This is a genomic window from Streptomyces sp. NPDC052496 (assembly GCF_040679095.1).
Lineage (GTDB): Bacteria > Actinomycetota > Actinomycetes > Streptomycetales > Streptomycetaceae > Streptomyces.
This window is the reverse complement of record NZ_JBFAUH010000009.1, coordinates 21,087-44,959: the sequence shown is the minus strand read 5'-3', so window position 1 is coordinate 44,959 and position 23,873 is coordinate 21,087. Positions and strand designations below refer to the sequence as shown.

The window sequence follows — 23,873 nt, the reverse complement described above, 5'->3', positions numbered from 1 at the left end:
GCCGCGTTGTCAGACCGCTGTGCGATGCTCAGCGGCGTGGAAACCAGGTCCGTCAGTCCGGTGTTCGTCGGCCGCGGCAGCGAGCTCGACACGCTGCGTGGCGCTCTCGCCCGTATCGAGGAGTCGGGCGAGCCCAGGGCGCTGCTCATCGGCGGTGAGGCGGGGGTCGGCAAGACCCGGCTCATCGAGGAGTTCGCGCAGGCCGCGCGGGCCGACGGCGTCCTGGTGGCCGTCGGCGGCTGCATCGAGATCGGCTCCGAGGGCCTGCCGTTCGCCCCGTTCTCCGCGGTCCTGCACCTGCTCAACGCCCGGCTGCCGCAGGAGCTGGCCGCCGCCGTCGCCGGCCAGGAGGGCGAACTGGCCCGCATCCTGCCGGAGCTGGGCGAACCCGCCCGCGAGGGGCGCGACGACGAGCAGGGCCGGGCCCGCCTGTTCGAGCTGACCGCCCGGCTCCTGGAGCGCCTGGCCGCCCACCGCCCGCTCGTCATCGTCATCGAGGACCTGCACTGGGCCGACCGCTCCACCCGCGAGCTGTTCTCCTACCTGCTGCGCGCCCTCCACGACGCGGGCATCCTCCTCGTCGCCACGTACCGCTCCGACGACATCCACCGCCGCCACCCGCTGCGCCCGTTCCTGGCCGAGATCGACCGGATGCGTACGATCCGCCGCGTCGAACTGGCCCGCTTCACCCGCTCCGAGGTGCGCACCCAGATCGCCGGCATCACCGGCAGCGACCCCGAGGAAACACTGGTCGACCGGGTCTTCGAACGCTCCGAGGGCAACGCCTTCTTCGTCGAGGAGCTGGCCCGCGGCTTCCAGGACGGCTGTCTGCCGGCCGGGCTCAGCGACCCGCTGCGCGACCTGCTGCTCGTCCGGGTCGAGGCGCTTCCCGAGGACGCCCAGCGGGTCGTGCGGGTGGCCGCCGAGGGCGGCTCCACGGTCGAACACGAACTGCTCGCCGCCGTCTGCGGCCTGCCCGAGGACGACCTCATCGAGGCGCTGCGCGCCGCCGTCGGCTCCAACACCCTGGTGCCCGACCGGGACGGCACCGGCTACCGCTTCCGGCACGCCCTGGTGCGCGAGGCCGTCGTCGACGACCTGCTGCCCGGCGAGCGCACCCGTCTCAACCGGCGGTACGGCGAAGCCCTGGAGGCCGACCCCTCGCTGGTCCGCGCCGACACCTGCGCCGCCCGCCTGGCCAGCTACTGGTACCACGCCCACGACCCGGCCAAGGCGCTGCCCGCCGTCCTCGCCGCCTCCGTCCAGGCCCGCCGCCGGCATGCGTACACCGAGCAACTGCGGCTGCTGGACCGGGCGCTGGAGCTGTGGGACGACGCGCCCAAGGAGGTCCGCCGCGCCGTGCGCCCGGTGGACTACGCCGAGGCGTACCCGGCCTGCGGCTGCGACGACGAAGCGCTGCGCTTCCTGGACCTGCTCGCCGAGATCGCGGTGGCCGCGCGCCTGTCCGGGGACACCGAGCGCGCCTTCACGATCACCAAGCGCGCCCTGCGCTCCCTCGACGCGGAGCAGGACCCGCTGCGTACGGCGTGGTTCCTGCTCCAGCGCTCCCGCCTCACGCAGAGCACCGGCCGCGGCGACGGCCGGTCCGAACTGGCCCGCGCCCAGGAGCTGGTGCGCGGCCTGCCGCCGTCCTCGGTGCACGCGGCGGTGCTCGCCCATTCCGCCACCTGGGCGGTGCTGCACACCCCCGGCCCGGACAGCTTCGCCACGGCCGAGCGTGCCGTGGAGCTGGCCCGGCTCGTCGGCGACGAGGAGGAGGAGCTGAACTCCCTCGTCACCCTGGCCGGGCTGCGGGTGGACGCCGGCGACGTGGACGGTGGGCTGGCCGCGCTGCGCACGACCCTGGACCGCGCCGTGGCCCGCGGCTGCTCCCGGGTGGTCGCCCGCGGTCACATCAACCTGTCCTCGCTCCTGGAGGGCGTGGGCCGCTCCGCGGACGCCGTCGAGACCGCGGACCGGGGCATCGCGTTCGCCGACCAGTACGGCCTGAAGGAGAGCGCGAGCTGGACGTGCGGCAACCGCGCCGAGTCGCTGCAGTCGCTGGGCCGCTGGCAGGAGGCGCGGCAGGCGGCACTGGACGCCCGCGACCGCTCACTGAGCGCCCGGTCCATGGCCCTGGCCACCCAGCGCCTCATGGTTCTCGACCTGGCCGGGGGCGATCTGGACGGCGCGGAGCGGAAACTGGCCGTCGTCCGTGAGCACTTCGACACCCAGCCCCAGCACACCATCCCCCTCGCCTGCCACTGCCTGGTGATCGCCGCCGCCCGGGGCCGTGTCCCGGAGGTACGCGGCATCCTCCGGCAGGCCCTGGAGACCGGTTTCCCGCCCGGCACCCAGCGGTATGTCTGGCCGCTGCTGTGGTCGGCCGCCACCGCCGAGGCGGAGCTGCGCGGACTGCCCGCCGCCGAGCCGGAGCGCCCGGACACCCTCGCCCGCATACGGGAGGCCGCCAAGCGCACGCCCGCGGTGGTGCCGGTGTGGGCGGCGCACGCCCGCGCCGTCGAGGCCGAGCTGCTGCGCGCCGAAGGGCGCCCGGCGCCGGACGCCTGGGCCGCGGCGGTCGCCGCCTTCGAGCAGGTGCAGCGCCCGTACGAACTCGCCGTGGCCTGTTACCGCTGGGCGGAGGCGCTGCTGCACGACGCCGCCCGGGCGACCGCGGGGCTGGAGGGCCGTACGCCGCGCGAGGCCGCGGCGCTGCTCCTCGCCCAGGCACATGCCGCGACCGTACGGCTCGGCGCCCGGCCGCTCGGCGACGGCATCGAACAGCTCGCCCGGCGCGCCCGCATACCGCTCACGGCTCCGGCCCCGGACGCCGGGCAGCGCGCCGGCGGCGGTCCCGCCGACGCGGAACCCGCCGAGACGTTCAAGCTGACCCCGCGCGAGCGGGACGTGCTGCGCCTGGTCGCGGCCGGGCGCAGCAACCGGCAGATAGCCGAGGAGCTGTTCATCTCGCCCAAGACGGCCAGCGTGCATGTCTCCAACATCCTGGCCAAGCTGGGCGTCGCGGGCCGCGGCGAGGCCGGCGCGCTGGCCCACCGGCTCCGCCTGTTCGCCCCGGCGGAGCGGACGGCGGGGTGACGGGCGCGGTCCCGGCCGCCCGCCGTCAGGTGTGCCGTGGCGGCTCCTGCTCCGGCAGGCGGATGGTGACCTTGCCCGAGGACAGGTCTATCGGCCCCTTGCCCGGATCGCTGTCACCGGTGTCGGTGACCACCAGGGTCAGCCGCCGCCGTTCCTCCTCGGTGTGTTTGCGCCCCGGCGCGAACAACTCCTCCACCAGGTTGAACATCCCGCCCCCTGCCGACGTGGCCGGTCCCGTACGGACGAGTGTAGGCACCACCGGGGCGGTACGGGCGGTCATGTCTGTCACCGTCCGCGTAGCCGCACCCGGATCTGCGCCTGTACCTGGATCTGCGCCTGCACCCGGGTCTGCGCCTGCACCCGGGTCTGCGCCTGCACCCGGGTCTGCGCCTGCACCCGGGTCTGCGCCTGTACCCGGGTCTGCACCTGCATGGGTCCGTCCCGTCAGCTCACCGACAGGCGCAGGACCCGGTCGTCGCCCTTCTCCGGCTCACCGCGCCCGTCGGTGTTGCTGGTGACCAGCCACAGCCCGCCGTCCCCGGCCGTCACGACCGTACGCAGCCGCCCGTACTCACCCTGGAGGAACGCCTGCGGCGCCGCCGACGGCCGCTGTCCGGCGAGCGGGATCCGCCACAGCCGTTCGCCGCGCAGCCCGGCCATCCAGATCGAGCCCTCGGCGTACGCGATGCCGCTCGGCGAGGCGTCCGCGGTCTTCCACTGCGCCACCGGGTCCACGAACCGGGCGTCGCCCGCGCCCTTGCCCTCGGCCTCGGGCCAGCCGTAGTTCCCGCCCGGCTCGATCAGGTTCAGTTCGTCCCAGGTGTTCTGCCCGAACTCCGCGGCCCACAGGCGCCCCTCCGCGTCCCAGGCCAGGCCCTGCACGTTGCGGTGTCCGGACGAGTACACCACCGAGCCGGCGTCGGGGTTGCCGTGCACCGGCTCGCCCTCCGGCGTCATGCGCAGGATCTTGCCGCCCAGCGACTTCAGGTCCTGGGCGAGGCCGGTGTCACCGGTCTCGCCGGTGCCCGCGTAGAGCATCTTGTCCGGACCGAACGCGATCCGGCCGCCGTTGTGGATCTGCCCCTTGGGGATGCCCTTCAGCACCGTGTCGGGAGCGCCCAGTTGACTGCCCGGCTGCTTCTTGGCGTCGTAGTTCATCCGGGCGATGCGGTTGTCGGACTCGGTGGTGAAGTACGCGTACACCTGGTGGTCGCGGCCGAACGACGGCGCCACCGCGATCCCCAGCAGCCCGCCCTCGCCGCCCGGCGCCACCCCCGGCACCGTCCCCAGCTCGGTCGTACGGCCGCCGTCCGCCGCCACCCGGAAGATCTTGCCGGTGTCGCGCGAGGACACCAGCAGGTCACCTCCCGGCAGCGCGGCCACTCCCCAGGGTGAGGTGAGACCGGTGGTCAAGGTGCTGACGACCCGCACCGAGCCCTTGGCGGGCGGCGCCGAGGCGGACACGGAGACCTCGGCCTCGCTCTCGGACGGAGCGGCGGACGAAGGGGCCGACGAAGCGGCGGGGGAGCCGGCCGGATCCGGGGAGCCCCCGGAACAGCCTGCTGCCAGCAGCAACGCGGCAGCGGCCAACACGGAGGTCACGGAGCGTCGTTGCACGGCGAAGTCCTCTCGTCGACGGAACCCGCCTTACGACACCACACCGCACCGCGCACGTCAGGCCCCCACTCCGGCCCGGCGGCCCGAACCCACCGCCCCGGGCCCCGGCCCGTCGGCCCGTACCCGCCACCCCGAGCCCCGGCCCCCGTACCCGCCGCCCGCCCCGGCCACCCGCAGCCGCTCAGTCCCACGACCCCCGCGCCGGCGGCAGTGCGGCGATCTCCGCCAGGTCCCGGCGGTCCAGTGCCAGCCCGGCCGCCGCCGCGTTCTCGGCGGCCCAGCGTTCCTTCTTCGTGCCGGGTACGGGCACGACGTGCGGCCCCTGCGCCAGTACCCACGCCAGCGCGACCTGCCCCGGTGTGGCCCCGTACCGCGCGCCCACCCGGCGCAGCCCGGCCACCACCGGCTGGTTGGCGGCCATCATCTCGGCCGTGAAGCGCGGGTGCCGCGCCCGTATGTCCTCCGGCTCGAAGCCCTGGCCAGGGGTCAGCGTGCCGGTCAGGAAGCCGTTGCCCAGCGGCATGGCGGCCAGGAAACCCACCCCACGGGTGACGCACCACGGCAGCAGCGCCTCCAGCGCCTCCTTCGACCACACCGACAGCTCGGCCTGCACGCTGCTGACCGGGAACACCTGCTGGATGCGTTCCAGCTGCCGCAGCGTCCCGTCGTACAGCCGCGCGCCCCGGCGGCGCCCGGCCCGCGCACCCACCGCGCACAGCCCCAGCGACCGCACCTTCCCGGCCGCCACCAGCTCGGCCATCGCGCCCCAGGTCTCCTCGATCGGCACCTCGGGGTCGGTCCGGTGCAGCTGGTACAGGTCGATGCAGTCGGTCTGCAAGCGGCGCAGTGAGGCGTCGCACGCCCGCTTGACGTAACCGGGCCGCCCGTTGGCGACGATGTGCTGCTCACCCACCAGCAGCCCGACCTTGGTCGAGACGAAGGCTTCCGCGCGGCGCTCCTTCAGGGCCCGGCCGACCAGCAGTTCGTTGGTGAACGGCCCGTACATGTCGGCGGTGTCGAGCAGGGTGCAGCCCCGGTCGAGCGCGGTGTGCACGGTGCGCAGCGAGCTCTCGCCGTTGCGCTGCGACTCGGTGTACCCCCAGCTCATCGGCATACAGCCGAGTCCGATTGCACCCACTTCGAGCGCTGTGGCCCCGATTGTCCTGCGCTCCACGTGGTCGTGCCTCCATCCCCTCGCCCCCGATCAAGGGCCAGACCAAACTAACGTCTGAGCACGAAGGGCATCGCATAGCCTCGGGCCATGGCACCTGCAGACCCGCGCACCGCCGCGAACGACGTATGGCTCCCGATCCCTCCCGACGAGGTCGGCGGACTGCCGGACGGCTTCCGCTACGTCCATTGGGACGCCACGCCGGAGTACCCCGCCGACCCCGCGCGCTGCGCCTTCTACGTGGTCCCGTACATGAAGGATCCGGAGACGTGCATACGGCCGCTGGCGGAGATGGCCGGGCTGCGGGCCGTGCAGACGCTGACGGCCGGCGTCGAGCACATGCTGCCCGCGCTGTCGCAACTGCCCCCGGGAACCCACCTGTGCAACGCCCGCGGCCTGCACGACGCGAGCACGGCCGAGCTGGCGCTCACCCTGACGCTCGCCTCGCTGCGCGGCATCCCGGACTTCGTCCGCGGCCAGGACGCGGCGCGGTGGCTCGACGGATTCCGGCCCGCCCTCGCCGACAAATCGGTGCTCATCGTGGGGTACGGCTCGATCGGCAGTGCGATCGAGGACCGGCTCACGCCCTTCGAGTGTGCGCGGGTGGCGCGCATTGCGCGCACCGCACGTGAGACCGTGCGCGGGCCCGTGCTTCCGCTCGCCGAACTGCCCGCCGTGCTGCCCGAGGCGGACGTCGTGATCATCACCACGCCGCTCACCGACGCCACTCGTGGCCTGGTCGGGAGCGACTTCCTGGCCCGGATGAAGGACGGAGCGCTGCTGGTGAACGTCGCGCGCGGCGCCGTCGTCAACACGGGGGCGCTTCTCGCGGAACTCGAATCGGGGCGGTTGCGGGCGGCCCTGGACGTCACCGATCCGGAACCGCTGCCCGCGGGGCACCCGCTGTGGCACGCTCCCGGCGTGCTCATCACTCCACACGTCGGTGGCCCCAGTTCTGCCTTCCTGCCCCGCGCGAAGCGTCTCATCAGGGATCAGCTGGCCCGTTTCGCCTCGGGTGATCCCTTGCGCAACGTCGTGGCTACGGCCGGGTGAAACCTTCCCGGACCCCTTGCGGGTAGCTCTACGGGGCCGTACGACTGCACTGGGTATCCGCATCCCACCGACAGTCACGCTGTGTAGAGAAGCTATGTCCCTGAGTGACGAACCTGGTGTATCGTCCGAGCGGGGACCGTGCCGGGCAGTGATGCGGCGCAGCGCGAAAGACCGGAACCTAGGGGGGCGACGGGCGATGTACGGCCGATGGATGATCCGCGAGACAGGCGATCCGCGATCTCCCGGGGGGACACCCCCGGGCTCCCGGGCGCGCCGGACGCCGATGGCGCACCGGCCACCACGATGGCGCGCGGCGGACGGGAGGAGAGGGCGGTGAGCGCCACGGGCGCGGTCCTCACCCGGCCGCCGGTGCAGACCGGCGGCGCACCGGGCGTGGTGCCGCAGGTCGTGCTCGCGGTCGTCTGCGGCGGGTACGCCGTGGGGGCCGCCCTCGGCTGGGGCTCCTCCGAACTGGCGCTCTTCATGGGCGACTTCGGGCTCAGCGTGGCCGCCTTCGCCGCGGCCGTCTCCTGTTTCCTGTACGCCCGCAGGCACCACGGCCGGTTTCGACCCGCCTGGCTGCTGTTCGCCGCCTCCTCCACGATGGCCGGGATCGGCAACGGCGTCTGGGGCTGGTACGAGGTCGTGCTGCGCCAGCCGGTGCCGAGCCCGTCGCTCGCGGACTTCTGCTTCCTGCTCTTCGCCCCGCCGGCCATCGTCGGCCTGCTCGTGCTCGCCAAGAGGCCCGTGAGCAAGGCCGGCTGGGTGTGCCTGGGACTGGACGCCTGGCTGATCGGCGGCTCGCTGCTGACGCTGTCCTGGAGCCTGGCGCTCGCGCACACCGCGCACTTCCAGGGCCAGAGCGTGCCGCAGGGCGCGCTCGCGCTGGCGTACCCGCTGCTGGACATCGTGCTGGTGAGCATGGTGCTCGCGCTGCACTTCAAGCGCTCCTCGGCACACCGCTCGGCCATCAACACCGCGATCGCGGCGCTGGCCCTGACGGTGCTGTGCGACGCGCTGTTCAGCTCACCGCTGCTGCGCGAGCACTACCGCTCCGGGCAGATCCTGGACGCCGGCTGGTTCGCCGGCTCGATGCTGCTGACGTACGCGCCCTGGGTCGCCCGGCGGCTGCCCGGCGGCGACGGCGCGGCGGCCGCTCCCGAGCGCGCCGCCCGCCGTACCCCGCCGGCCACGGCCACCACCGCCACCGCGGCGGCCACCCGGCCCATCGCCGGCTCGCTGGCCGCGCTCACCCCGTACCTGGCCGCCGCCGTCTGCACGCTGGGCATCCTGTACAACGTCCTGGACGGCCGCCGCATCGACCGCGTGGTGCTCTTCACCGGCTGCACGGTCGTCCTCGCCCTGGTCGTACGGCAGGGCATCATGCTGCTCGACAACATCACCCTCACGCAGGAACTGGCCCAGAAGGAGAACCACTTCCGGTCACTGGTGCAGGGCTCCAGCGACGTCATCATGATCGCCGCGCCGACCGGGATACTCCGCTACGTCAGCCCCGCCGCCGCGGGCGTCTACGGCCGGGACGCGGAGGAACTGGTCGGCTCCGAGCTGGCCTCCCTCATCCATCCCGAGGACCTGGGGCGCGTGGTGCACGAGGTGCGCAGATTCCTCGCGGCCAAGCCGGAGGACGAACCGACCACACGCATCGAGTGCCGCTTCCGCGCGGGCGAGCACCGGGCGGGCGGCGAGAAGTGGCTCAACGTCGAGTCCACGGTCAACCGCCACCACGGCGGCCTCATCTTCAACTCCCGTGACGTCACCGAACGCGTCCGCCTCCAGGCCCAGCTCCAGCACAACGCCTCGCACGACGCGCTCACCGACCTGCCCAACCGGGCCCTGTTCACCGAACGGGTCAGCCAGGCGCTGACCGGCCGCCGCGCCACCGATCCGGGCACCGCCGTGCTCTACATCGACCTGGACGGCTTCAAGCAGGTGAACGACACCATCGGCCACCAGGCGGGGGACGAATTGCTCACCCAGGCCGCCCGCAGACTGGCCGAATCCGTACGGGCCGGGGACACCGCCGCCCGGCTGGGCGGCGACGAGTTCGCCGCACTGATCATGGGCGACGGCTCCCGCGACCACACGGCCCGCGAACACCGCATCCTGGAGATCGCCGACCGGCTGCGCGTCCGCCTCTCCGACCCGTACAAGATCGACGGGCGGGACGTCCGGGTCGCCGCCAGCATCGGCGTCGCCTTCGCCGAACCGGGCATCACCCCCGGCCCCCTGCTGCGCAACGCCGACCTGGCGATGTACCGCGCGAAGCAGGCCGGCAAGGGCTGCGTCAAGCTGTACGCGCCACAGATGCAGGCCGACGTGGTGCGCCGCGCCGAACTGGCCACCAAGCTGCGCACCGCGCTGCACGACGGCGAGTTCGCGCTGCTGCACCAGCCCGTGGTGGAGCTGGCCGGCGGCCGGATCACGGCGGTCGCCGCGCTGGCCCGCTGGCGCTCCGCCCAGGGCATACTCTTCACCCCCGCCGAGTTCCTGCGGGTCGGCGACCGCGGCCGGCTCAAGGAGGACGGCGACCGCACCGCCGAGCTGGGCCGCTGGCAGCTGGAGGAGGCGGTGCAGCAGGCGGCCGGCCGGCACCGGGCGGGCCATCCGGTCCCCGTGGCCGTCCGGATCTCCGCGCACCGCCTGCTCGACCGGGCGCTGCCGCCCAAGAGCATCGAGGCACTGCTGTCCCGGCACGGCCTGCCGTCCGGGTCGCTGGTCCTGGAGCTGTCCGACACCGATCCGCGGATACCGCTGGAGGAGCTGGAGCGGCGCCTGGTCGCCCTGCGCCGTCTGGGGGTACGGATCGCCCTGGACGGCTTCGGCAGCGGCGCGGCCGCCATCGGCGCGCTGCGGCGGCTGCCCGTCGACGTGCTGCGGCTGGACCGCGACCTGGTCGACGGGGTGGTGGACTCCGCCCGGCTGCACAAGATCACATCGGGGCTGCTGCGGATCGCCTCCGACCTCGGCATGCAGTCCGTCGCCGACGGCGTCGACCTGCCGGAGCAGATCGTCGCGCTGCGCTCGATGGGCTGTACGCACGGCCAGGGCATGGCCTTCGCCGGGCCGCTGGACGAACACCGGCTGCGCCGCGCGCTGACCCAGGGCAGCTATCCGGTGCCGGGCCCGGGCAGCGAGGGCCGGGCCGTGGTGCTCAGCGGTACGGGCCTGCCGGTGCGCCACGTCAAGGCGGGCCGCGAACCGATGTCACCCGGACGGGTGCTGGGCGAACTGCCCAGGCGCTACGGGCCGGGTGACGGCCGGGACGGTGCGGAAGCGGCCATGGCGCGGCCTCCGCTGCGCCCAAATAGTGAGACCTCCGTCCCACCCACTTGACACTCGGCTGGCCCCGGGGGGAGGGTCAGTTCCATGCGCACCCGAATTCTCGTACTTGGAAAGCGCGTCGGCTGAAGCTGGGTCACTCAAGAAGCCCAGCGCTCCGCACCGGCGCGCTCCCCTCGCTTGCCTCACGGCACGAGGGGTTTTTTGTTGCATAACCACCCCCATACCCCACCAAAACCCTCAGCTTCGAGAAGAGACGCAGATGACCGAGCAGGCCACCGGGGCCCACCATCCGCAGCCGCGGGCCCGTCACTCCGGCGGAGCACCCGCGAGCGCCGTCGAGCACGTCACGGGCGCGCAGTCCCTCATCCGTTCGCTCGAAGAGGTCGGGGCCGACACCGTGTTCGGCATTCCGGGAGGCGCCATCCTCCCCGCGTACGACCCGATGATGGACTCCTCGAAGGTCCGCCACGTCCTGGTCCGCCACGAGCAGGGCGCGGGCCACGCCGCCACCGGTTACGCGCAGGCCACCGGCAAGGTCGGCGTCTGCATGGCCACCTCGGGGCCCGGTGCCACCAACCTCGTCACCCCGATCGCCGACGCCCACATGGACTCCGTCCCGCTGGTCGCCATCACCGGCCAGGTGGCCTCCAAGGCGATCGGCACCGACGCCTTCCAGGAGGCGGACATCTGCGGCATCACGATGCCGATCACCAAGCACAACTTCCTGGTCACCGACGCGGCCGAGATCCCCCGCACCATCGCCGAGGCGTTCCACATCGCCTCCACAGGGCGCCCCGGACCGGTCCTGGTGGACATCGCCAAGGACGCCCTCCAGGCGCAGACCACCTTCTCCTGGCCGCCGCACACCGACCTGCCCGGCTACCGCCCGGTGACCAAGCCGCACGCCAAGCAGATCCGCGAGGCCGCCCGGCTGATCACCGAGGCCCGGCGCCCGGTCCTCTATGTCGGCGGCGGTGTGATGAAGTCCGGCGCCACCGCCGAGCTGAAGGTGCTGGCCGAACTGACCGGCGCGCCCGTCACCACCACCCTGATGGCCCTGGGCTCCTTCCCCGACACCCACCCGCAGCACGTGGGCATGCCGGGGATGCACGGCGCGGTCGCCGCCGTCACCGCCCTGCAGAAGTCCGACCTGATCGTGGCGCTCGGCGCCCGCTTCGACGACCGCGTCACCGGCAAGCTGGACTCCTTCGCCCCGTTCGCCAAGATCGTGCACGCCGACATCGACCCGGCCGAGATCGGCAAGAACCGCGCCGCCGACGTGCCGATCGTCGGCGACGCCCGCGAGGTCATCGCCGACCTGGTCGTCGCCCTCCAGGCCGAGCACGCGGCCGGCCGCACCGGCGACTACACCGCCTGGTGGAAGGACCTCAACCGCTGGCGCGAGACGTACCCGCTGGGCTACGACCACCCCGAGGACGGCAGCCTGGCCCCGCAGCAGGTCATCCAGCGCCTGGGCGAGCTGGCCCCGGAGGGCACGATCTACGCGGCGGGCGTCGGCCAGCACCAGATGTGGGCCGCGCACTTCATCGACTACGACACGCCGTCCACCTGGCTGAACTCGGGCGGCGCCGGGACGATGGGCTACGCCGTCCCGGCCGCGATGGGCGCCAAGGCCGGGCAGCCGGACCGTACGGTCTGGGCGATCGACGGCGACGGCTGCTTCCAGATGACCAACCAGGAGCTGGTCACCTGCGCGCTGAACAACATCCCGATCAAGGTCGCCGTCATCAACAACGGCGCGCTGGGCATGGTCCGCCAGTGGCAGGCGCTCTTCTACAACCAGCGCTACTCCAACACCGTCCTGCACAGCGGCCCCGAGGACTGCCTCGCCACGGCCGAGGTGGCCGGCGCCGGCACCCGCGTGCCGGACTTCGTGAAGCTGGCCGAGGCGATGGGCTGCGTCGCGATGCGCTGCGAGGACCCGGCCGAGCTGGACGCGGTGATCGCCAAGGCGAACGCGATCAACGACCGCCCGGTGGTCGTGGACTTCATCGTCCACGAGGACGCCCAGGTGTGGCCGATGGTCGCGGCCGGCACCTCCAACGACGAGGTCATGGCGGCCCGCGGGGTGCGCCCCGACTTCGGCGACAACGAAGACGACTGAGCAGCCGGGACGCGAGACACGCGGATAGAAGAGAGAAGACCGACCATGTCCAAGCACACGCTCTCCGTCCTGGTGGAGAACACCCCCGGCATCCTGGCCCGGATCGCCGCGCTGTTCTCCCGCCGCGGATTCAACATCGACTCGCTCGCCGTCGGCGTCACCGAGCACCCCGACATCTCCCGCATCACCATCGTGGTGAGCGTCGAGTCGCTCCCGCTGGAGCAGGTCACCAAGCAGCTCAACAAGCTCGTCAACGTCCTGAAGATCGTCGAGCTGGAGCCCGGCTCCGCGGTCCAGCGGGAACTGGTGCTGGCCAAGGTGCGCGCCGACAACGAGACCCGCTCGCAGATCGTGGAGATCGTCCAGCTCTTCCGCGCCAAGACCGTCGACGTCTCCCCGGACGCGGTGACCATCGAGGCGACCGGCAGCAGCGACAAGCTCGAAGCGATGCTCAAGATGCTGGAGCCGTTCGGCATCAAGGAGTTGGTGCAGTCCGGCACCATCGCCATAGGGCGCGGCGCCCGCTCCATCACGGACCGCTCGCTGCGCGCGCTGGACCGCTCCGCCTGATCCGGTCCGGCCCGCCCGGACCGGATCGCGAGACCCCCGAACCTTTCCTCCCGCGCCCGACGTAATGTGTCGGGCAACCAGCTAGATCCAAGGAGATACCCGAAGTGGCCGAGCTGTTCTACGACGACAACGCCGACCTGTCCATCATCCAGGGCCGCAAGGTCGCGGTTCTCGGCTACGGCAGCCAGGGCCACGCCCACGCCCTCTCCCTGCGCGACTCCGGCGTCGACGTGCGCGTGGGTCTGCACGAGGGCTCGAAGTCGAAGGCCAAGGCCGAGGAGCAGGGCCTGCGGGTGGTCAGCCCGGCCGAGGCGGCCGAAGAGGCCGACGTCATCATGATCCTGGTGCCGGACCCGATCCAGGCGAAGGTCTACGAGGAGTCCGTCAAGGACCACCTCAAGGACGGCGACGCGCTGTTCTTCGGCCACGGCCTGAACATCCGCTACGGCTTCATCAAGCCCCCGCAGGGCGTCGACGTGTGCATGGTCGCCCCCAAGGGCCCGGGCCACCTGGTGCGCCGCCAGTACGAGGAGGGCCGCGGCGTGCCGTGCATCGCGGCCGTCGAGCAGGACGCCTCGGGCAACGCCTTCGCGCTGGCCCTGTCGTACGCCAAGGCCATCGGCGGCACCCGCGCCGGCGTCATCAAGACCACCTTCACCGAGGAGACCGAGACCGACCTGTTCGGTGAGCAGGCGGTGCTCTGCGGCGGCGCCTCGGCGCTGGTCAAGGCCGGTTTCGAGACGCTGGTCGAGGCCGGCTACCAGCCGGAGATCGCCTACTTCGAGTGCCTGCACGAGCTGAAGCTGATCGTGGACCTCATGTACGAGGGCGGCCTGGAGAAGATGCGCTGGTCGGTCTCCGAGACCGCCGAGTGGGGCGACTACGTCACCGGCCCGCGGATCGTCAACGACGCCACCAAGGCCGAGATGAAGAAGGTGCTCGCCGAGATCCAGGACGGCACCTTCGCCAACAACTGGATGGCGGAGTACAACGCCGGCCTGCCGAAGTACAACGAGTACAAGAAGGCCGACGAGGACCACCTGCTGGAGACCACCGGCAAGAAGCTCCGCAAGCTGATGAGCTGGGTCGACGACGAGCAGTGAGCCGTACGGCACGGGGCCGTGGCAGCCGCCGCGGCCCCGTTCGCCATGACCGGCGCCCGCGCCCCCGCCGTGGTGTTGTCCATCGCGTCACACCACTACCGGGTGATCCTTCCGAAACGGCGGATGAACGGCCGGGGGCCGCCACTACACTGCACAGCACAAGCGCGTCAGGCTCACAGCGTCGTGCGTCTTCCACGCGGCTGCCCCCTTCACCGCCTTCGGCCGTCGGGACGGCCGTCCTCCCCCGTAGCCATCAGGGGCACGGGAGGGGCCCCCAGGACTAGTGAGGACTGAAGACCACGTGAGCTCGAAACCTGTCGTACTGATCGCCGAGGAACTGTCGCCCGCCACCGTCGACGCCCTCGGCCCGGACTTCGAGATCCGGCACTGCAACGGCGCCGACCGCGCCGAGCTGCTGCCCGCCATCGCCGATGTCGACGCCATCCTCGTGCGCAGCGCGACCAAGGTCGACGCCGAGGCCATCGCCGCCGCCCGCAAGCTCAAGGTCGTCGCCCGGGCCGGTGTCGGCCTGGACAACGTCGACGTCTCCGCCGCCACCAAGGCCGGCGTGATGGTCGTCAACGCGCCGACCTCCAACATCGTCACCGCCGCCGAGCTGGCCTGCGGCCTGCTGCTCGCCACGGCCCGCAACATCCCGCAGGCGAACACCGCCCTGAAGAACGGCGAGTGGAAGCGCAGCAAGTACACCGGCGTCGAGCTGTCCGAGAAGGTCCTCGGCGTGGTCGGGCTCGGCCGGATCGGCGTGCTGGTCGCGCAGCGCATGTCGGCCTTCGGGATGAAGATCGTCGCGTACGACCCGTACGTGCAGCCGGCCCGCGCCGCGCAGATGGGCGTCAAGCTGGTCACCCTCGACGAGCTGCTGGAGGTCGCGGACTTCATCACCGTCCACCTCCCCAAGACCCCCGAGACCCTCGGCCTGATCGGCGACGAGGCGCTGCACAAGGTCAAGCCGACGGTGCGCATCGTCAACGCCGCGCGCGGCGGCATCGTGGACGAGACCGCGCTGGCCAGCGCCCTCAAGGAGGGCCGGGTGGCCGGCGCGGGCCTGGACGTGTACGCCACCGAGCCGTGCACGGACTCCCCGCTGTTCGAGTTCGACCAGGTCGTCGCCACCCCGCACCTGGGCGCCTCCACGGGCGAGGCGCAGGAGAAGGCGGGCATCGCGGTCGCCAAGTCGGTGCGCCTGGCGCTGGCCGGCGAGCTGGTGCCGGACGCGGTCAACGTCCAGGGCGGTGTGATCGCCGAGGACGTCAAGCCGGGGCTGCCGCTGGCCGAGCGCCTCGGCCGGATCTTCACCGCGCTGGCGGGCGAGGTCGCGGTCCGGCTCGACGTCGAGGTGTACGGCGAGATCACCCAGCACGACGTCAAGGTGCTGGAACTGTCCGCGCTCAAGGGCGTGTTCGAGGACGTGGTCGCCGAGACCGTCTCGTACGTCAACGCCCCGCTGTTCGCGCAGGAGCGCGGCGTCGAGGTCCGCCTGACCACCAGCAGCGAGTCGGCCGAGCACCGCAACGTGGTCACGGTGCGCGGCACCCTGGCCGGCGGCGACGAGATCTCCATCTCCGGCACCCTGGCCGGCAACAAGAACCAGCAGAAGATCGTCGCGGTCGGTGAGCACTCCATCGACCTGGCGCTCGCCGACCACATGGCCTTCCTGCGCTACGGCGACCGCCCCGGCGTCGTCGGCACGCTCGGCCGGATCCTCGGCGAGGCGGGCATCAACATCGCGGGCATGCAGGTCTCCCGGGCCGACGCGGGCGGCGAGGCACTGGTCGCGCTGACCGTCGACGACACGATTCCGGCGCCGGTGCTCGCCGAGATCGCCGAGGAGATCGGCGCCACGTCGGCGCGCGCGGTCAACCTCGCCGACTGACAGCGGCTGCTACGGCAGGACGCGTACCACCACCGGGCCCGGGCCCCGCTGCGGCGGAGCCCGGGCCCGGTGCCGTGGGCGCCCGGGCCGGGACGGGTGAGCGGTCAACCATTCACCCGTTCGGCGTAGTGCGGATGGAGGCCGGGCGCCGCGCAAACACGCCGTGGGGCCGGTCTGCCGGGGATCTCCCGGGGTTTTCCGACTCGCTGCGCGCCGCGGGCCGACGCGCAATGGGAACTGCGCGTGCCCCCTGCCGGCGCGTGCGGAAGGAGAGCGACGCCATGAACGCACCCCTGGGTGAGAACCCTCAAAATCTGACCGGCATGAACGTGGTCGACGCGGAGGGCACCAAGGTGGGCTCGGTCCAGCAGATCTACCGGGACGACGCCACCGAGGCACCCGAGTGGATCACCGTGCGCACCGGCCTGTTCGGCATGAAGGAGACCTTCGTACCGCTCGCCGGATGCCGGCGGGTGGGCGACGAGATGCAGGTCCCCTACACCAAGAACCAGATCAAGGACGCGCCGCGGATCGACGCCGACGGGCATCTGGAGCCGGCCGAGGAGGAGCGGCTGTACCGGCACTACGGGATGGCGCGGCCGGGTACCGCACCGTCCGGCACCGTGCCGGGCCGCACCACGCCCACCGGTGCCGGCATGGGCACCGCCGGGGCGGCGGGCGCGGCCGGCATGCGCCGGCCCGAGGAGCGCCGCCGGACCGAGTCCGCGCCGCTGGCCGGTGCGGGGGCCGGTGCGATGGCCATGGCGCGCGGCCGGGACTCGGACGCCGCGCGGGCCAAGGAGCAGAACCCGGAGATGCTCATCTCCGAGGAGCACGTGGAGCTCGGCACCGAGTCGCACGAGAGCGGCCACGCCCGGCTGCGCAAGCACGTGACGACCGAGGAGGTGCACCGCACCGTGCCCGTCAGCCACGACGAGGCACGCATCCGGCGCGAGAAGATCAGCGAGGAGGACCGCCGCAAGGGGCGGACCCGGCAGCCGGAACTCTCCGACGGCGAACTCGACGTCACGCTCTACGAGGAGCAGGTCGTGGTCCGCAAGGAGAACGTGCCGGTCGAGCGGATCAGGCTGGAGACCGAGCGGGTCACCGAGCAGCAGGAGGTCAACACCGAGGTCCACCGGGAAGAGGTGGAGTTCGACGACGGCAAGGGCACCGGCCGGCGCGACCGGCGGGGCCGTGGCATGCCGGGGACCGACCGGGGCCGCGGCGGACCGGACCCGGAGCGGGGCCGGTAGGCCGCCGGGGGTCCGGGCGCCGTCGCTTCCGGCCGTCCGCCGTTTCACGGGCCCGGCCCGCCGCCTCCGCAGTGCGGCGGGCCGGGCGCCGTGCTGTCCGGAGGCGGCCGTACGGGACGCCCGTAACCGGTGGGCAGCTGCCCGAGACGTCCGTACGGGACACCCGTCCGGGGCCGGTGACCGCCGGGCATAGGCTGACCGCATGGGACACCGAGAAGACCTGCTGGAAGGGGCCAAGCGCTGCCTCCTGGAAAAGGGGTACGCGCGCACCACCGCCCGCGACATCGTGGCCGCCTCCGGCACCAACCTGGCGTCCATCGGCTACCACTACGGCTCCAAGGACGTCCTGATGCGCCAGGCGCTGGTGGAGACGGTCGAGGAGTGGGGCGCGCGGCTCGCCGGCACGGAGGACACCGGCAGCGGGGAACCGGCCGGCGATTCCGTGGAGCGTTTCGCGGCCGTGTGGGACCGGATCCTGCGGAGCTTCCTGGAACAGCGTGACTTCGTGGCCTCCCAGGTGGAGGTGCTCGGCCTGCTGCCCCGCGACCCCGAACTGCGCACGGCGCTGGCCACGGTGCTGCCGGAGGGCGGCGAGGGCCTGGTCGCGGTCTTCGAGGACGTACCGGACACCGAGGTGGACGCGGAGTCGGCGCGCGTCGTCGGCTCCTTCTACCAGGCGCTGCTCACCGGTCTGATGGTGCAGTCCCTGATCACCCCGGCGGCGCTGCCTTCGGGCGGTGACCTCGTGGAGGCGATGCGGCGGGTGCTGTCCGGCGCGGTGCTCGGGGGGCGCGCGGGGCGGGAAGGCGCGGGCGACGGGGCGGAAGGTACGGGTGAGGGACCGGGACGTATCGGTGAGGGACCGGAACGTACGGGTGACGGGCCTGCCGCTTCGTGACCGAACACCCGCCGCTTTCTGACCGTACGCCCACCGCCTCCCGACCCTCCGCACGCCGCCCCCGGCCCGCTCCGGAGCCGTCCCCGGCGGCCAACCGGCCGATAGCGTTCGGTATTTGACCGCTCTGCACTTGTCCGGCCGCGCCGCCGCGCTCTACGCTCGCCGTACGGGACCAGGCAGCAGCTGCGGCCGGGCCCGGATCTCCCAGACCCAGAGGTCGCCGAGCAGTCCGTACCCGAGACCGGCCGGAGATCCGCGCCACGCAGCGAACATGCGACTCCGGCCCCGCCCTTCCCGGCCCGTTCGGCCAGGGGTCCTCCCGCGCGCCCCCGGCCCTCCAGGAAGGGCGGTCAGTGCCAGGTGAAGGGGAAGAGGAGCCCCGTCGCCCGGCATCCGGTCGCCGCCGGTTTTCCGGTTCTTCTCCCGGCGGCGGCCGCACCCCCTGCGGCTGCCCGGCGCCCCGTCGGGCTCCGGGGCCGCAGATTCTCATCGTGCGTCCGGACCCGCCCTCTGTCCAGTACTCAACAACTTTCCGTTCGCGGGCGGCCGGGGCCACGCCGTCCGGCGGGCGGACCCGGCGCGTCCGCCCGCGGGGCGGGCAGTCACCGGCCGTACGGCGGTCGCCGCTGGTCGCGCCGCCGCCGGGCGCCTCACAGCCGCGCCGTCTTCAGCGCCATGTGGAGCAGCAGGCGGTCGCCGCCCTGGTCCAGGTCGAGTCCGGTCAGCTTCTCGACGCGGCCGAGCCGGTAGTACAGCGTCTGGCGGTGGATGCCGAGGGCCTGGGCGGCGCGGCCCGCCTGCCCCGCGCAGTCGAGGAACACCTCGGCGGTACGGGCGAGTTCGCTGTGGGCGGGGGTCAGCAGCGGGCGTACCGCCGTGTCCGGCTCGGCCGACGGCAGTCCGGTCAGCAGGCGGTACGAGCCGATGGCGTGCCACTCGGCCACCGGGCCCAGCCGGGGTTCGGCGCGCGCGGCCCGCGCCGCGGCCAGCGCCTCGTGCCAGGCGGTGGGCAGGGCGGCCAAGTCCCGTACGGGAGTGCCGAGTCCGGCGGCGACCGGCAGCGTACGGCCCTCCGTGCCCGACGGCGCCAGCCCCCCGCCCGCACGCGGGGAGCGCAGCAGGTGCTCGGCCACCGTGCGGGCCGCGGCGAGGGTGGACGGCGAGCGCAGCCGTACGAGAGCCGCCAGCGACGGGGCGCCGGCGGTCGCCCGCGGCGGCGGTACGGAGGCGGGGCGCCGCCCTCCGGAAGCGGCCGAAGCGGTGGCGAGGGCCGGGCCGGCAGCCTCTTCGGCCGCCCCGTTCGCGGCGGGCAGCGCGCAGGCGGCCAGCAGGCCCGGCAGGTTGGGCAGCGGCGCGTGATCGGCCTCCGGCACGTCCCACGGTGTCACCGCCACCACCATCAGGGGAGCGTCCGCCGCGGACCGCAGCCCGTCGCGCAGCGCGGCCGCCGCCGCGGTGCGCTCAGCGGGGCGCGAGACCAGCAGCGCGCGCAGCAGGTCACCCAGCTCGGCGCCGGCCCGGGCCTCCGCCGCCAGCAGGGCGCCGATGCCGGCGGCCGACTCCATCGCCTGCTCGATACGGGGGTCCGGCGGCGCGCCGCCCGCGCCCAGTTCCAGGTCGGTCAGGTGGCCGTCGTCCAGCAGCCAGACATAGCCGTGCACGATGCCGCGGTGGCGCACCGGCAGGCAGATGCGACCCCGGAAGACGCCGGCCGCCGGGTCGGGCGGGATGCGCAGCGCCGTCTTCGCGCGGGCGATGCCGAACGCCTCGAACCAGGCCCGTACCGCCGCCGTCGAGCGGCGCTGGAGGATCGAGCGGGTCCGCACGGGGTCCATGACCAGGTCGTCGTCGCCCTCGTGCGCGCCGAAGGCGATCAGGCCGAAGTCGCGGTCCTCCAGGGTCGCCGGGGCGCCGAGGGCGGCCGAGATCTCGTCCACGAGCTGCTGGTAATCGCCCCGCATACGCCGCGTGGCTCCTTTCCGGTCGGGCTCCCGGGCCGTTCGGCCGCCGCTCTCGGTGCGGTCACCGGGGAGCGTGCGTCCGCCGGTGCCGTTGTGGTCCTCCACCATTGTCATACATCTGTCTGAGATCCCGGCCACGAAGGCCAGACAGCTGTCGATGGCCGCGAAGTAGCGAGATCCTTAAGTTTCAGGTGGCTCATCCCGCCGTCGCGCCCGCCGGTCAGGCGCCCGCCCGGCTTTGTCATCTTGAATCGTGGAGGTGCCCCGTGCTGGGTCCTGTGCTTCTCGCCGCAGCCCGCAGTGACAGCATCCGCCGTATCGTTTCGGCCGCCCCGGTCACCCGACCGGTCGTCGACCGCTTCGTGGCCGGTGAGCAGCTGGACGCGTCGATGGCCGCCGTACGGTCCCTGGCGGACCGCGGTATGGAGGTCACCCTCGACCACCTCGGTGAGGACATCACCGACCCGGCCGAGGCGCTGCGCAACCGCGACGCCTACCTCCAGCTGACCGCCGCCCTCAAGGACCTGGGCCTGGGCGAGCGGGCCGAGATGTCGGTCAAGCTCTCCGCCTTCGGCCAGGCGCTGCCCGGCGGCCACGAGCTGGCCCTGAAGAACGTCACCCCGGTCGTCGAGGCCGCCGCCGAGGCCGGCACCACGGTCACCCTGGACATGGAGGACCACACCACGGTCGACTCCACCCTGGCGATCCTCGGCGAGCTGCGCACCCGCTTCCCGCAGACCGGCGCGGTGCTCCAGTCCTACCTCTTCCGCACCGAGGACGACTGCCACGCGCTCGCCGGGGAAGGATCCCGCGTGCGCCTGGTCAAGGGCGCGTACAAGGAACCCGCGACGGTCGCGTTCCAGGACAAGCGGGAGGTCGACAAGGCGTACGTACGCTGCCTGAAGATCCTCATGGCGGGCAACGGCTACCCGATGATCGGGTCGCACGACCCGCGGATGGTGGCCATAGGCCAGGAGCTGGCCCGCCGCTTCGGCCGCAAGCCCGCCGAGTTCGAATTCCAGATGCTCTACGGCATCCGCGAGAGCGAGCAGCAGCGGCTGGTCGCGGAGGGCCACCGGATGCGCGTCTACATCCCGTACGGCACGGACTGGTACGGCTACTTCATGCGCCGCCTCGCCGAGCGCCCCGCCAACCTCGCGTTCTTCCTGCGCTCGCTCGTCACCAAGGGCTGAGCCAGGCGTCCGGCCCGCCGCCGGACCGCACGCGCCGGGCCGCCGTCCGCGGCCGGGCGCCCCACAACTTGACGTATCCGCACACCCCCGATCGAAGGAGACGGCCGACATGGACGCCGTGACCCACGTCCCCGCCCCGTACAACGAGCCGGTGCACGGCTACGCCCCCGGCTCCCCGGAGCGCGCGCGCCTGGAGGCCAAGCTCAAGGAGCTGGCCGGCAACCCGATCGACCTGCCGATGACCATCAACGGCGAGAAGCGGATGGGCGGCGGCGAGCGCTTCGACGTCGTACAGCCGCACAACCACAAGGCGGTCATCGGTACGTACGCCAACGCCACCCGCCAGGACGCCCAGGACGCCATCGACGCCGCCCTGGCCGCCGCCCCGGCCTGGCGCGCCATGTCCTTCGACGACCGCGCCGCGATCCTGCTCAAGGCCGCCGACCTGCTGTCCGGCCCGTGGCGCGAGACCATCGCCGCCTCCACCATGCTCGGCCAGTCCAAGACCGCCCAGCAGGCCGAGATCGACGCGCCCTGCGAGCTGGTGGACTTCTGGCGCTTCAACGTCCACTTCGCGCGCGAGCTGCTCCAGGAGCAGCCGCCGGTCCAGCCGAACGGCGTCTGGAACCGCCTGGACCACCGCCCGCTGGAGGGCTTCGTCTACGCGATCACGCCCTTCAACTTCACCGCCATCGCCGGCAACCTGCCGACCGCACCCGCCCTCATGGGCAACGTCGTCGTCTGGAAGCCGTCCCCCACGCAGACCCACTCCGCGATCCTGCTCATGCAGCTCCTGGAAGAGGCCGGCCTGCCCAAGGGCGTCATCAACCTGGTGACCGGCGACGGCAAGGAGGTCTCCGAGGTCGCGCTGCCGCACCCGGAGCTGGCCGGCGTCCACTTCACCGGCTCCACCGCCACCTTCCAGTACCTGTGGAAGGCGGTCGGCGAGAACATCACGAACTACCGCTCCTACCCGCGCCTGGTCGGCGAGACCGGCGGCAAGGACTTCATCGTCGCCCACCCGACCGCCGACCCGGCGATCCTGAAGACCGCCATCACCCGGGGCGCCTTCGAGTACCAGGGCCAGAAGTGCTCCGCCGCCTCCCGCGCCTACATCGCCCGCTCCACCTGGGACAACGGCTTCAAGGACGACCTGGTCGCCGAGGTCGAGGGCCTGACCATGGGCGACGTCACCGACCTGTCGAACTTCATCGGCGCCGTCATCGACGACCGCTCCTTCGCCAAGAACAAGGCCGCGATCGACCGCGCCAAGGAGGACCCGACCTGCGAGATCGTCGCGGGCGGCACGTACGACGACTCGGTGGGCTACTTCGTGCGCCCGACCGTGATCGTCTGCTCCGACCCGGAGAACGAGGTCTTCAAGACCGAGTACTTCGGTCCGATCATCGCCGTCCACGTCTACGAGGACGCCGACTTCGACGCGATGCTGGAGCAGATGGAGTCCGCCTCGGCGTACGCCCTGACCGGCGCCGTGCTGGCCCAGGACCGCCAGGTCCTGGTCGCCGCCTCGGAGAAGCTGCGCTTCGCCGCCGGCAACTTCTACCTCAACGACCGGCCCACCGGCTCCATCGTCGGCCAGCAGCCCTTCGGCGGCAGCCGCGCCTCGGGCACCAACGACAAGGCGGGCTCCAAGTTCAACCTGCTCCGCTGGATGTCCCCGCGCGCCATCAAGGAAACGATGGTCGCCCCCACGGACTACCGCTACCCGCACATGGGCTGACGCGGTAGCCGCACGACGCCGACGGCCCGGCGCCCCCTTCGGTGGGGCGCCGGGCCGTCGGCGTGGAATCAGCCGCTGCGTGGCGGCCCGGTGATCGCCTCCCCGATGACGAAGCCCTTGGCGGGGCCTTCGGGGACGGCGATGTCGGTGCCGTAGGGGACGCGGTGCTCGGCGGCGTAGCTTGCTTCGCCGGGACGGGGGCCGCTGAGGACGGTCACGGTACCGAGCTCGTCGTAGTCATCGATGATGACGTAGACAGCAATACCGGCGCGTGCGTAGTCACGGCGCTTACGCACGCGGTCGCGCGTCCTGTCCCGGTGCCCGGGGGACACCATTTCGACGACGAGAAGAACAGCCGATGCCTCGACGCAGAGGCCGTCGGAAGTGAAGTGCGGTTGGATGTCTCTGGGGGCGATGAAGATGTCCGGGATCCACACTGAGGGGCCGTTCATCACGTTCAGGTCTTGAAACGAAGCGTGGTCACTACCACGCAGGTACAGCACGAGCTCTTCGCGTAGGCGATTGATGATCATGCCGTGGCTGCAGCGGCCAGTAGGCGACACCTCGATGAACCCCTCGACGATCTCAGCGTGAAAGCCCTCGGGGAGTTCCATGGCCTTCCATGCCTCCCACAGGACTTCGTCCAGATCAGGCGGGGGCATCGGGGCCTCCGATGTGGTCTTGGACGCCTCATGGGCGAGAGCGGTCATGGCGTAGCACCTCCTCCTCAAGTGTGGGCGCGCCCGGCCCCGTGGCACAAGCGACGCCATCACGCTACGGAGTCGTGTCCCGCACCGTGGCAGATCGTCCGACCATCACTCGAACGAGCACAGCGGGCCCCTGCTCCCCGCCCAGCGAACTCCGGCACCTGCCCAAAAACGATAGCGCC

The 23,873-nt window shown here is 72.5% G+C and carries 17 protein-coding genes; 11 read left to right on the top strand and 6 right to left on the bottom strand.

From position 1 onward, the window contains the following. Window positions 1-24 precede the first annotated feature (24 nt). Complete coding sequence (locus AB0L45_RS14530; RefSeq protein WP_365839916.1) at window positions 25-3,099, top strand: AAA family ATPase; 3,075 nt, start codon at window positions 25-27, stop codon at window positions 3,097-3,099. Between the two features lie 25 nt (window positions 3,100-3,124). Here AB0L45_RS14530 and AB0L45_RS14525 read toward each other — a convergent pair whose 3' ends face one another. The 4 genes from AB0L45_RS14525 to AB0L45_RS14510 form a co-directional block, all read right to left on the bottom strand. After that, entirely contained in the window at window positions 3,125-3,355 is a 231-nt protein-coding gene (locus tag AB0L45_RS14525) for a DUF6191 domain-containing protein (RefSeq protein ID WP_365839604.1), read from the bottom strand. A 29-nt stretch (window positions 3,356-3,384) separates the two neighbouring features. Beyond that, the gene (locus AB0L45_RS14520; RefSeq protein WP_365839602.1) at window positions 3,385-3,531 is read right to left on the bottom strand and encodes a hypothetical protein; all 147 of its coding nucleotides are present in this window, start codon (window positions 3,529-3,531) and stop codon (window positions 3,385-3,387) included. A gap of 12 nt (window positions 3,532-3,543) precedes the next feature. Then, window positions 3,544-4,716 carry a PQQ-dependent sugar dehydrogenase gene (locus AB0L45_RS14515; RefSeq protein WP_365839600.1) on the bottom strand — a complete coding sequence of 391 codons (1,173 nt, stop codon included), beginning with the start codon at window positions 4,714-4,716 and terminating at the stop codon, window positions 3,544-3,546. A 181-nt stretch (window positions 4,717-4,897) separates the two neighbouring features. Beyond that, window positions 4,898-5,890, bottom strand: a complete 993-nt coding sequence (locus tag AB0L45_RS14510) for an aldo/keto reductase (RefSeq protein WP_365839598.1) — start codon at window positions 5,888-5,890, stop codon at window positions 4,898-4,900. Between the two features lie 87 nt (window positions 5,891-5,977). On the opposite strand from AB0L45_RS14510, the gene AB0L45_RS14505 reads away from it, so the two are divergent. The 8 genes from AB0L45_RS14505 to AB0L45_RS14470 all read left to right on the top strand — a co-directional run bounded on the left by AB0L45_RS14505 (window position 5,978) and on the right by AB0L45_RS14470 (window position 18,089). Next, entirely contained in the window at window positions 5,978-6,940 is a 963-nt protein-coding gene (locus tag AB0L45_RS14505; protein WP_365839596.1) for a 2-hydroxyacid dehydrogenase, read from the top strand. A gap of 333 nt (window positions 6,941-7,273) precedes the next feature. Further along, on the top strand, window positions 7,274-10,294 hold the full coding sequence (locus AB0L45_RS14500) for an EAL domain-containing protein (RefSeq protein ID WP_365839594.1): 3,021 nt from the start codon (window positions 7,274-7,276) through the stop codon (window positions 10,292-10,294). Window positions 10,295-10,502: 208 nt separating this feature from the next. Beyond that, window positions 10,503-12,368 (top strand): acetolactate synthase large subunit, encoded by a 1,866-nt coding sequence (locus tag AB0L45_RS14495; protein ID WP_365839592.1) that lies wholly within the window; start codon window positions 10,503-10,505, stop codon window positions 12,366-12,368. Between the two features lie 45 nt (window positions 12,369-12,413). Then, a complete protein-coding gene (ilvN, locus tag AB0L45_RS14490) occupies window positions 12,414-12,938 on the top strand; it encodes an acetolactate synthase small subunit (RefSeq protein ID WP_003986033.1) in 525 nt (174 codons plus the stop codon). Window positions 12,939-13,042: 104 nt separating this feature from the next. Then, window positions 13,043-14,041 carry a ketol-acid reductoisomerase gene (ilvC, locus tag AB0L45_RS14485; protein ID WP_365839589.1) on the top strand — a complete coding sequence of 333 codons (999 nt, stop codon included), beginning with the start codon at window positions 13,043-13,045 and terminating at the stop codon, window positions 14,039-14,041. A gap of 301 nt (window positions 14,042-14,342) precedes the next feature. Continuing rightward, window positions 14,343-15,935 carry a phosphoglycerate dehydrogenase gene (serA, locus tag AB0L45_RS14480; protein ID WP_365839587.1) on the top strand — a complete coding sequence of 531 codons (1,593 nt, stop codon included), beginning with the start codon at window positions 14,343-14,345 and terminating at the stop codon, window positions 15,933-15,935. Between the two features lie 281 nt (window positions 15,936-16,216). Further along, window positions 16,217-17,191: a PRC and DUF2382 domain-containing protein gene (locus AB0L45_RS14475; protein WP_365839586.1), complete on the top strand. Its 975-nt coding sequence runs from the start codon at window positions 16,217-16,219 to the stop codon at window positions 17,189-17,191. A 202-nt stretch (window positions 17,192-17,393) separates the two neighbouring features. Then, window positions 17,394-18,089 (top strand): TetR/AcrR family transcriptional regulator, encoded by a 696-nt coding sequence (locus AB0L45_RS14470; protein WP_365839584.1) that lies wholly within the window; start codon window positions 17,394-17,396, stop codon window positions 18,087-18,089. A gap of 650 nt (window positions 18,090-18,739) precedes the next feature. Here the strand turns inward: AB0L45_RS14470 and AB0L45_RS14465 are convergent. Continuing rightward, window positions 18,740-20,050, bottom strand: a complete 1,311-nt coding sequence (locus tag AB0L45_RS14465; protein WP_365839582.1) for a helix-turn-helix domain-containing protein — start codon at window positions 20,048-20,050, stop codon at window positions 18,740-18,742. A 266-nt stretch (window positions 20,051-20,316) separates the two neighbouring features. On the opposite strand from AB0L45_RS14465, the gene AB0L45_RS14460 reads away from it, so the two are divergent. Continuing rightward, entirely contained in the window at window positions 20,317-21,243 is a 927-nt protein-coding gene (locus AB0L45_RS14460) for a proline dehydrogenase family protein (RefSeq protein ID WP_365839580.1), read from the top strand. A 109-nt stretch (window positions 21,244-21,352) separates the two neighbouring features. Further along, a complete protein-coding gene (gene pruA / locus AB0L45_RS14455) occupies window positions 21,353-22,984 on the top strand; it encodes an L-glutamate gamma-semialdehyde dehydrogenase (RefSeq protein ID WP_365839578.1) in 1,632 nt (543 codons plus the stop codon). A gap of 68 nt (window positions 22,985-23,052) precedes the next feature. Here the strand turns inward: pruA and AB0L45_RS14450 are convergent, their stop codons facing one another. Continuing rightward, entirely contained in the window at window positions 23,053-23,694 is a 642-nt protein-coding gene (locus AB0L45_RS14450) for a Uma2 family endonuclease (RefSeq protein ID WP_365839576.1), read from the bottom strand. Window positions 23,695-23,873: the final 179 nt, after the last annotated feature.

Excerpts from the sequence above, each read along its gene's own strand:
- ilvN (WP_003986033.1), top strand. The coding sequence starts at position 12,414 with ATGTCCAAGCACACGCTCTCCGTCCTGGTGGAGAACACCCCCGGCATC.
- AB0L45_RS14470 (WP_365839584.1), top strand. The coding sequence starts at position 17,394 with ATGGGACACCGAGAAGACCTGCTGGAAGGGGCCAAGCGCTGCCTCCTG.
- AB0L45_RS14475 (WP_365839586.1), top strand. The coding sequence starts at position 16,217 with ATGAACGCACCCCTGGGTGAGAACCCTCAAAATCTGACCGGCATGAAC.
- AB0L45_RS14450 (WP_365839576.1), bottom strand. The coding sequence starts at position 23,694 with ATGACCGCTCTCGCCCATGAGGCGTCCAAGACCACATCGGAGGCCCCG.
- AB0L45_RS14505 (WP_365839596.1), top strand. The coding sequence starts at position 5,978 with ATGGCACCTGCAGACCCGCGCACCGCCGCGAACGACGTATGGCTCCCG.
- AB0L45_RS14495 (WP_365839592.1), top strand. The coding sequence starts at position 10,503 with ATGACCGAGCAGGCCACCGGGGCCCACCATCCGCAGCCGCGGGCCCGT.
- AB0L45_RS14465 (WP_365839582.1), bottom strand. The coding sequence starts at position 20,050 with ATGCGGGGCGATTACCAGCAGCTCGTGGACGAGATCTCGGCCGCCCTC.
- AB0L45_RS14520 (WP_365839602.1), bottom strand. The coding sequence starts at position 3,531 with ATGCAGGTGCAGACCCGGGTACAGGCGCAGACCCGGGTGCAGGCGCAG.
- AB0L45_RS14530 (WP_365839916.1), top strand. The coding sequence starts at position 25 with ATGCTCAGCGGCGTGGAAACCAGGTCCGTCAGTCCGGTGTTCGTCGGC.
- pruA (WP_365839578.1), top strand. The coding sequence starts at position 21,353 with ATGGACGCCGTGACCCACGTCCCCGCCCCGTACAACGAGCCGGTGCAC.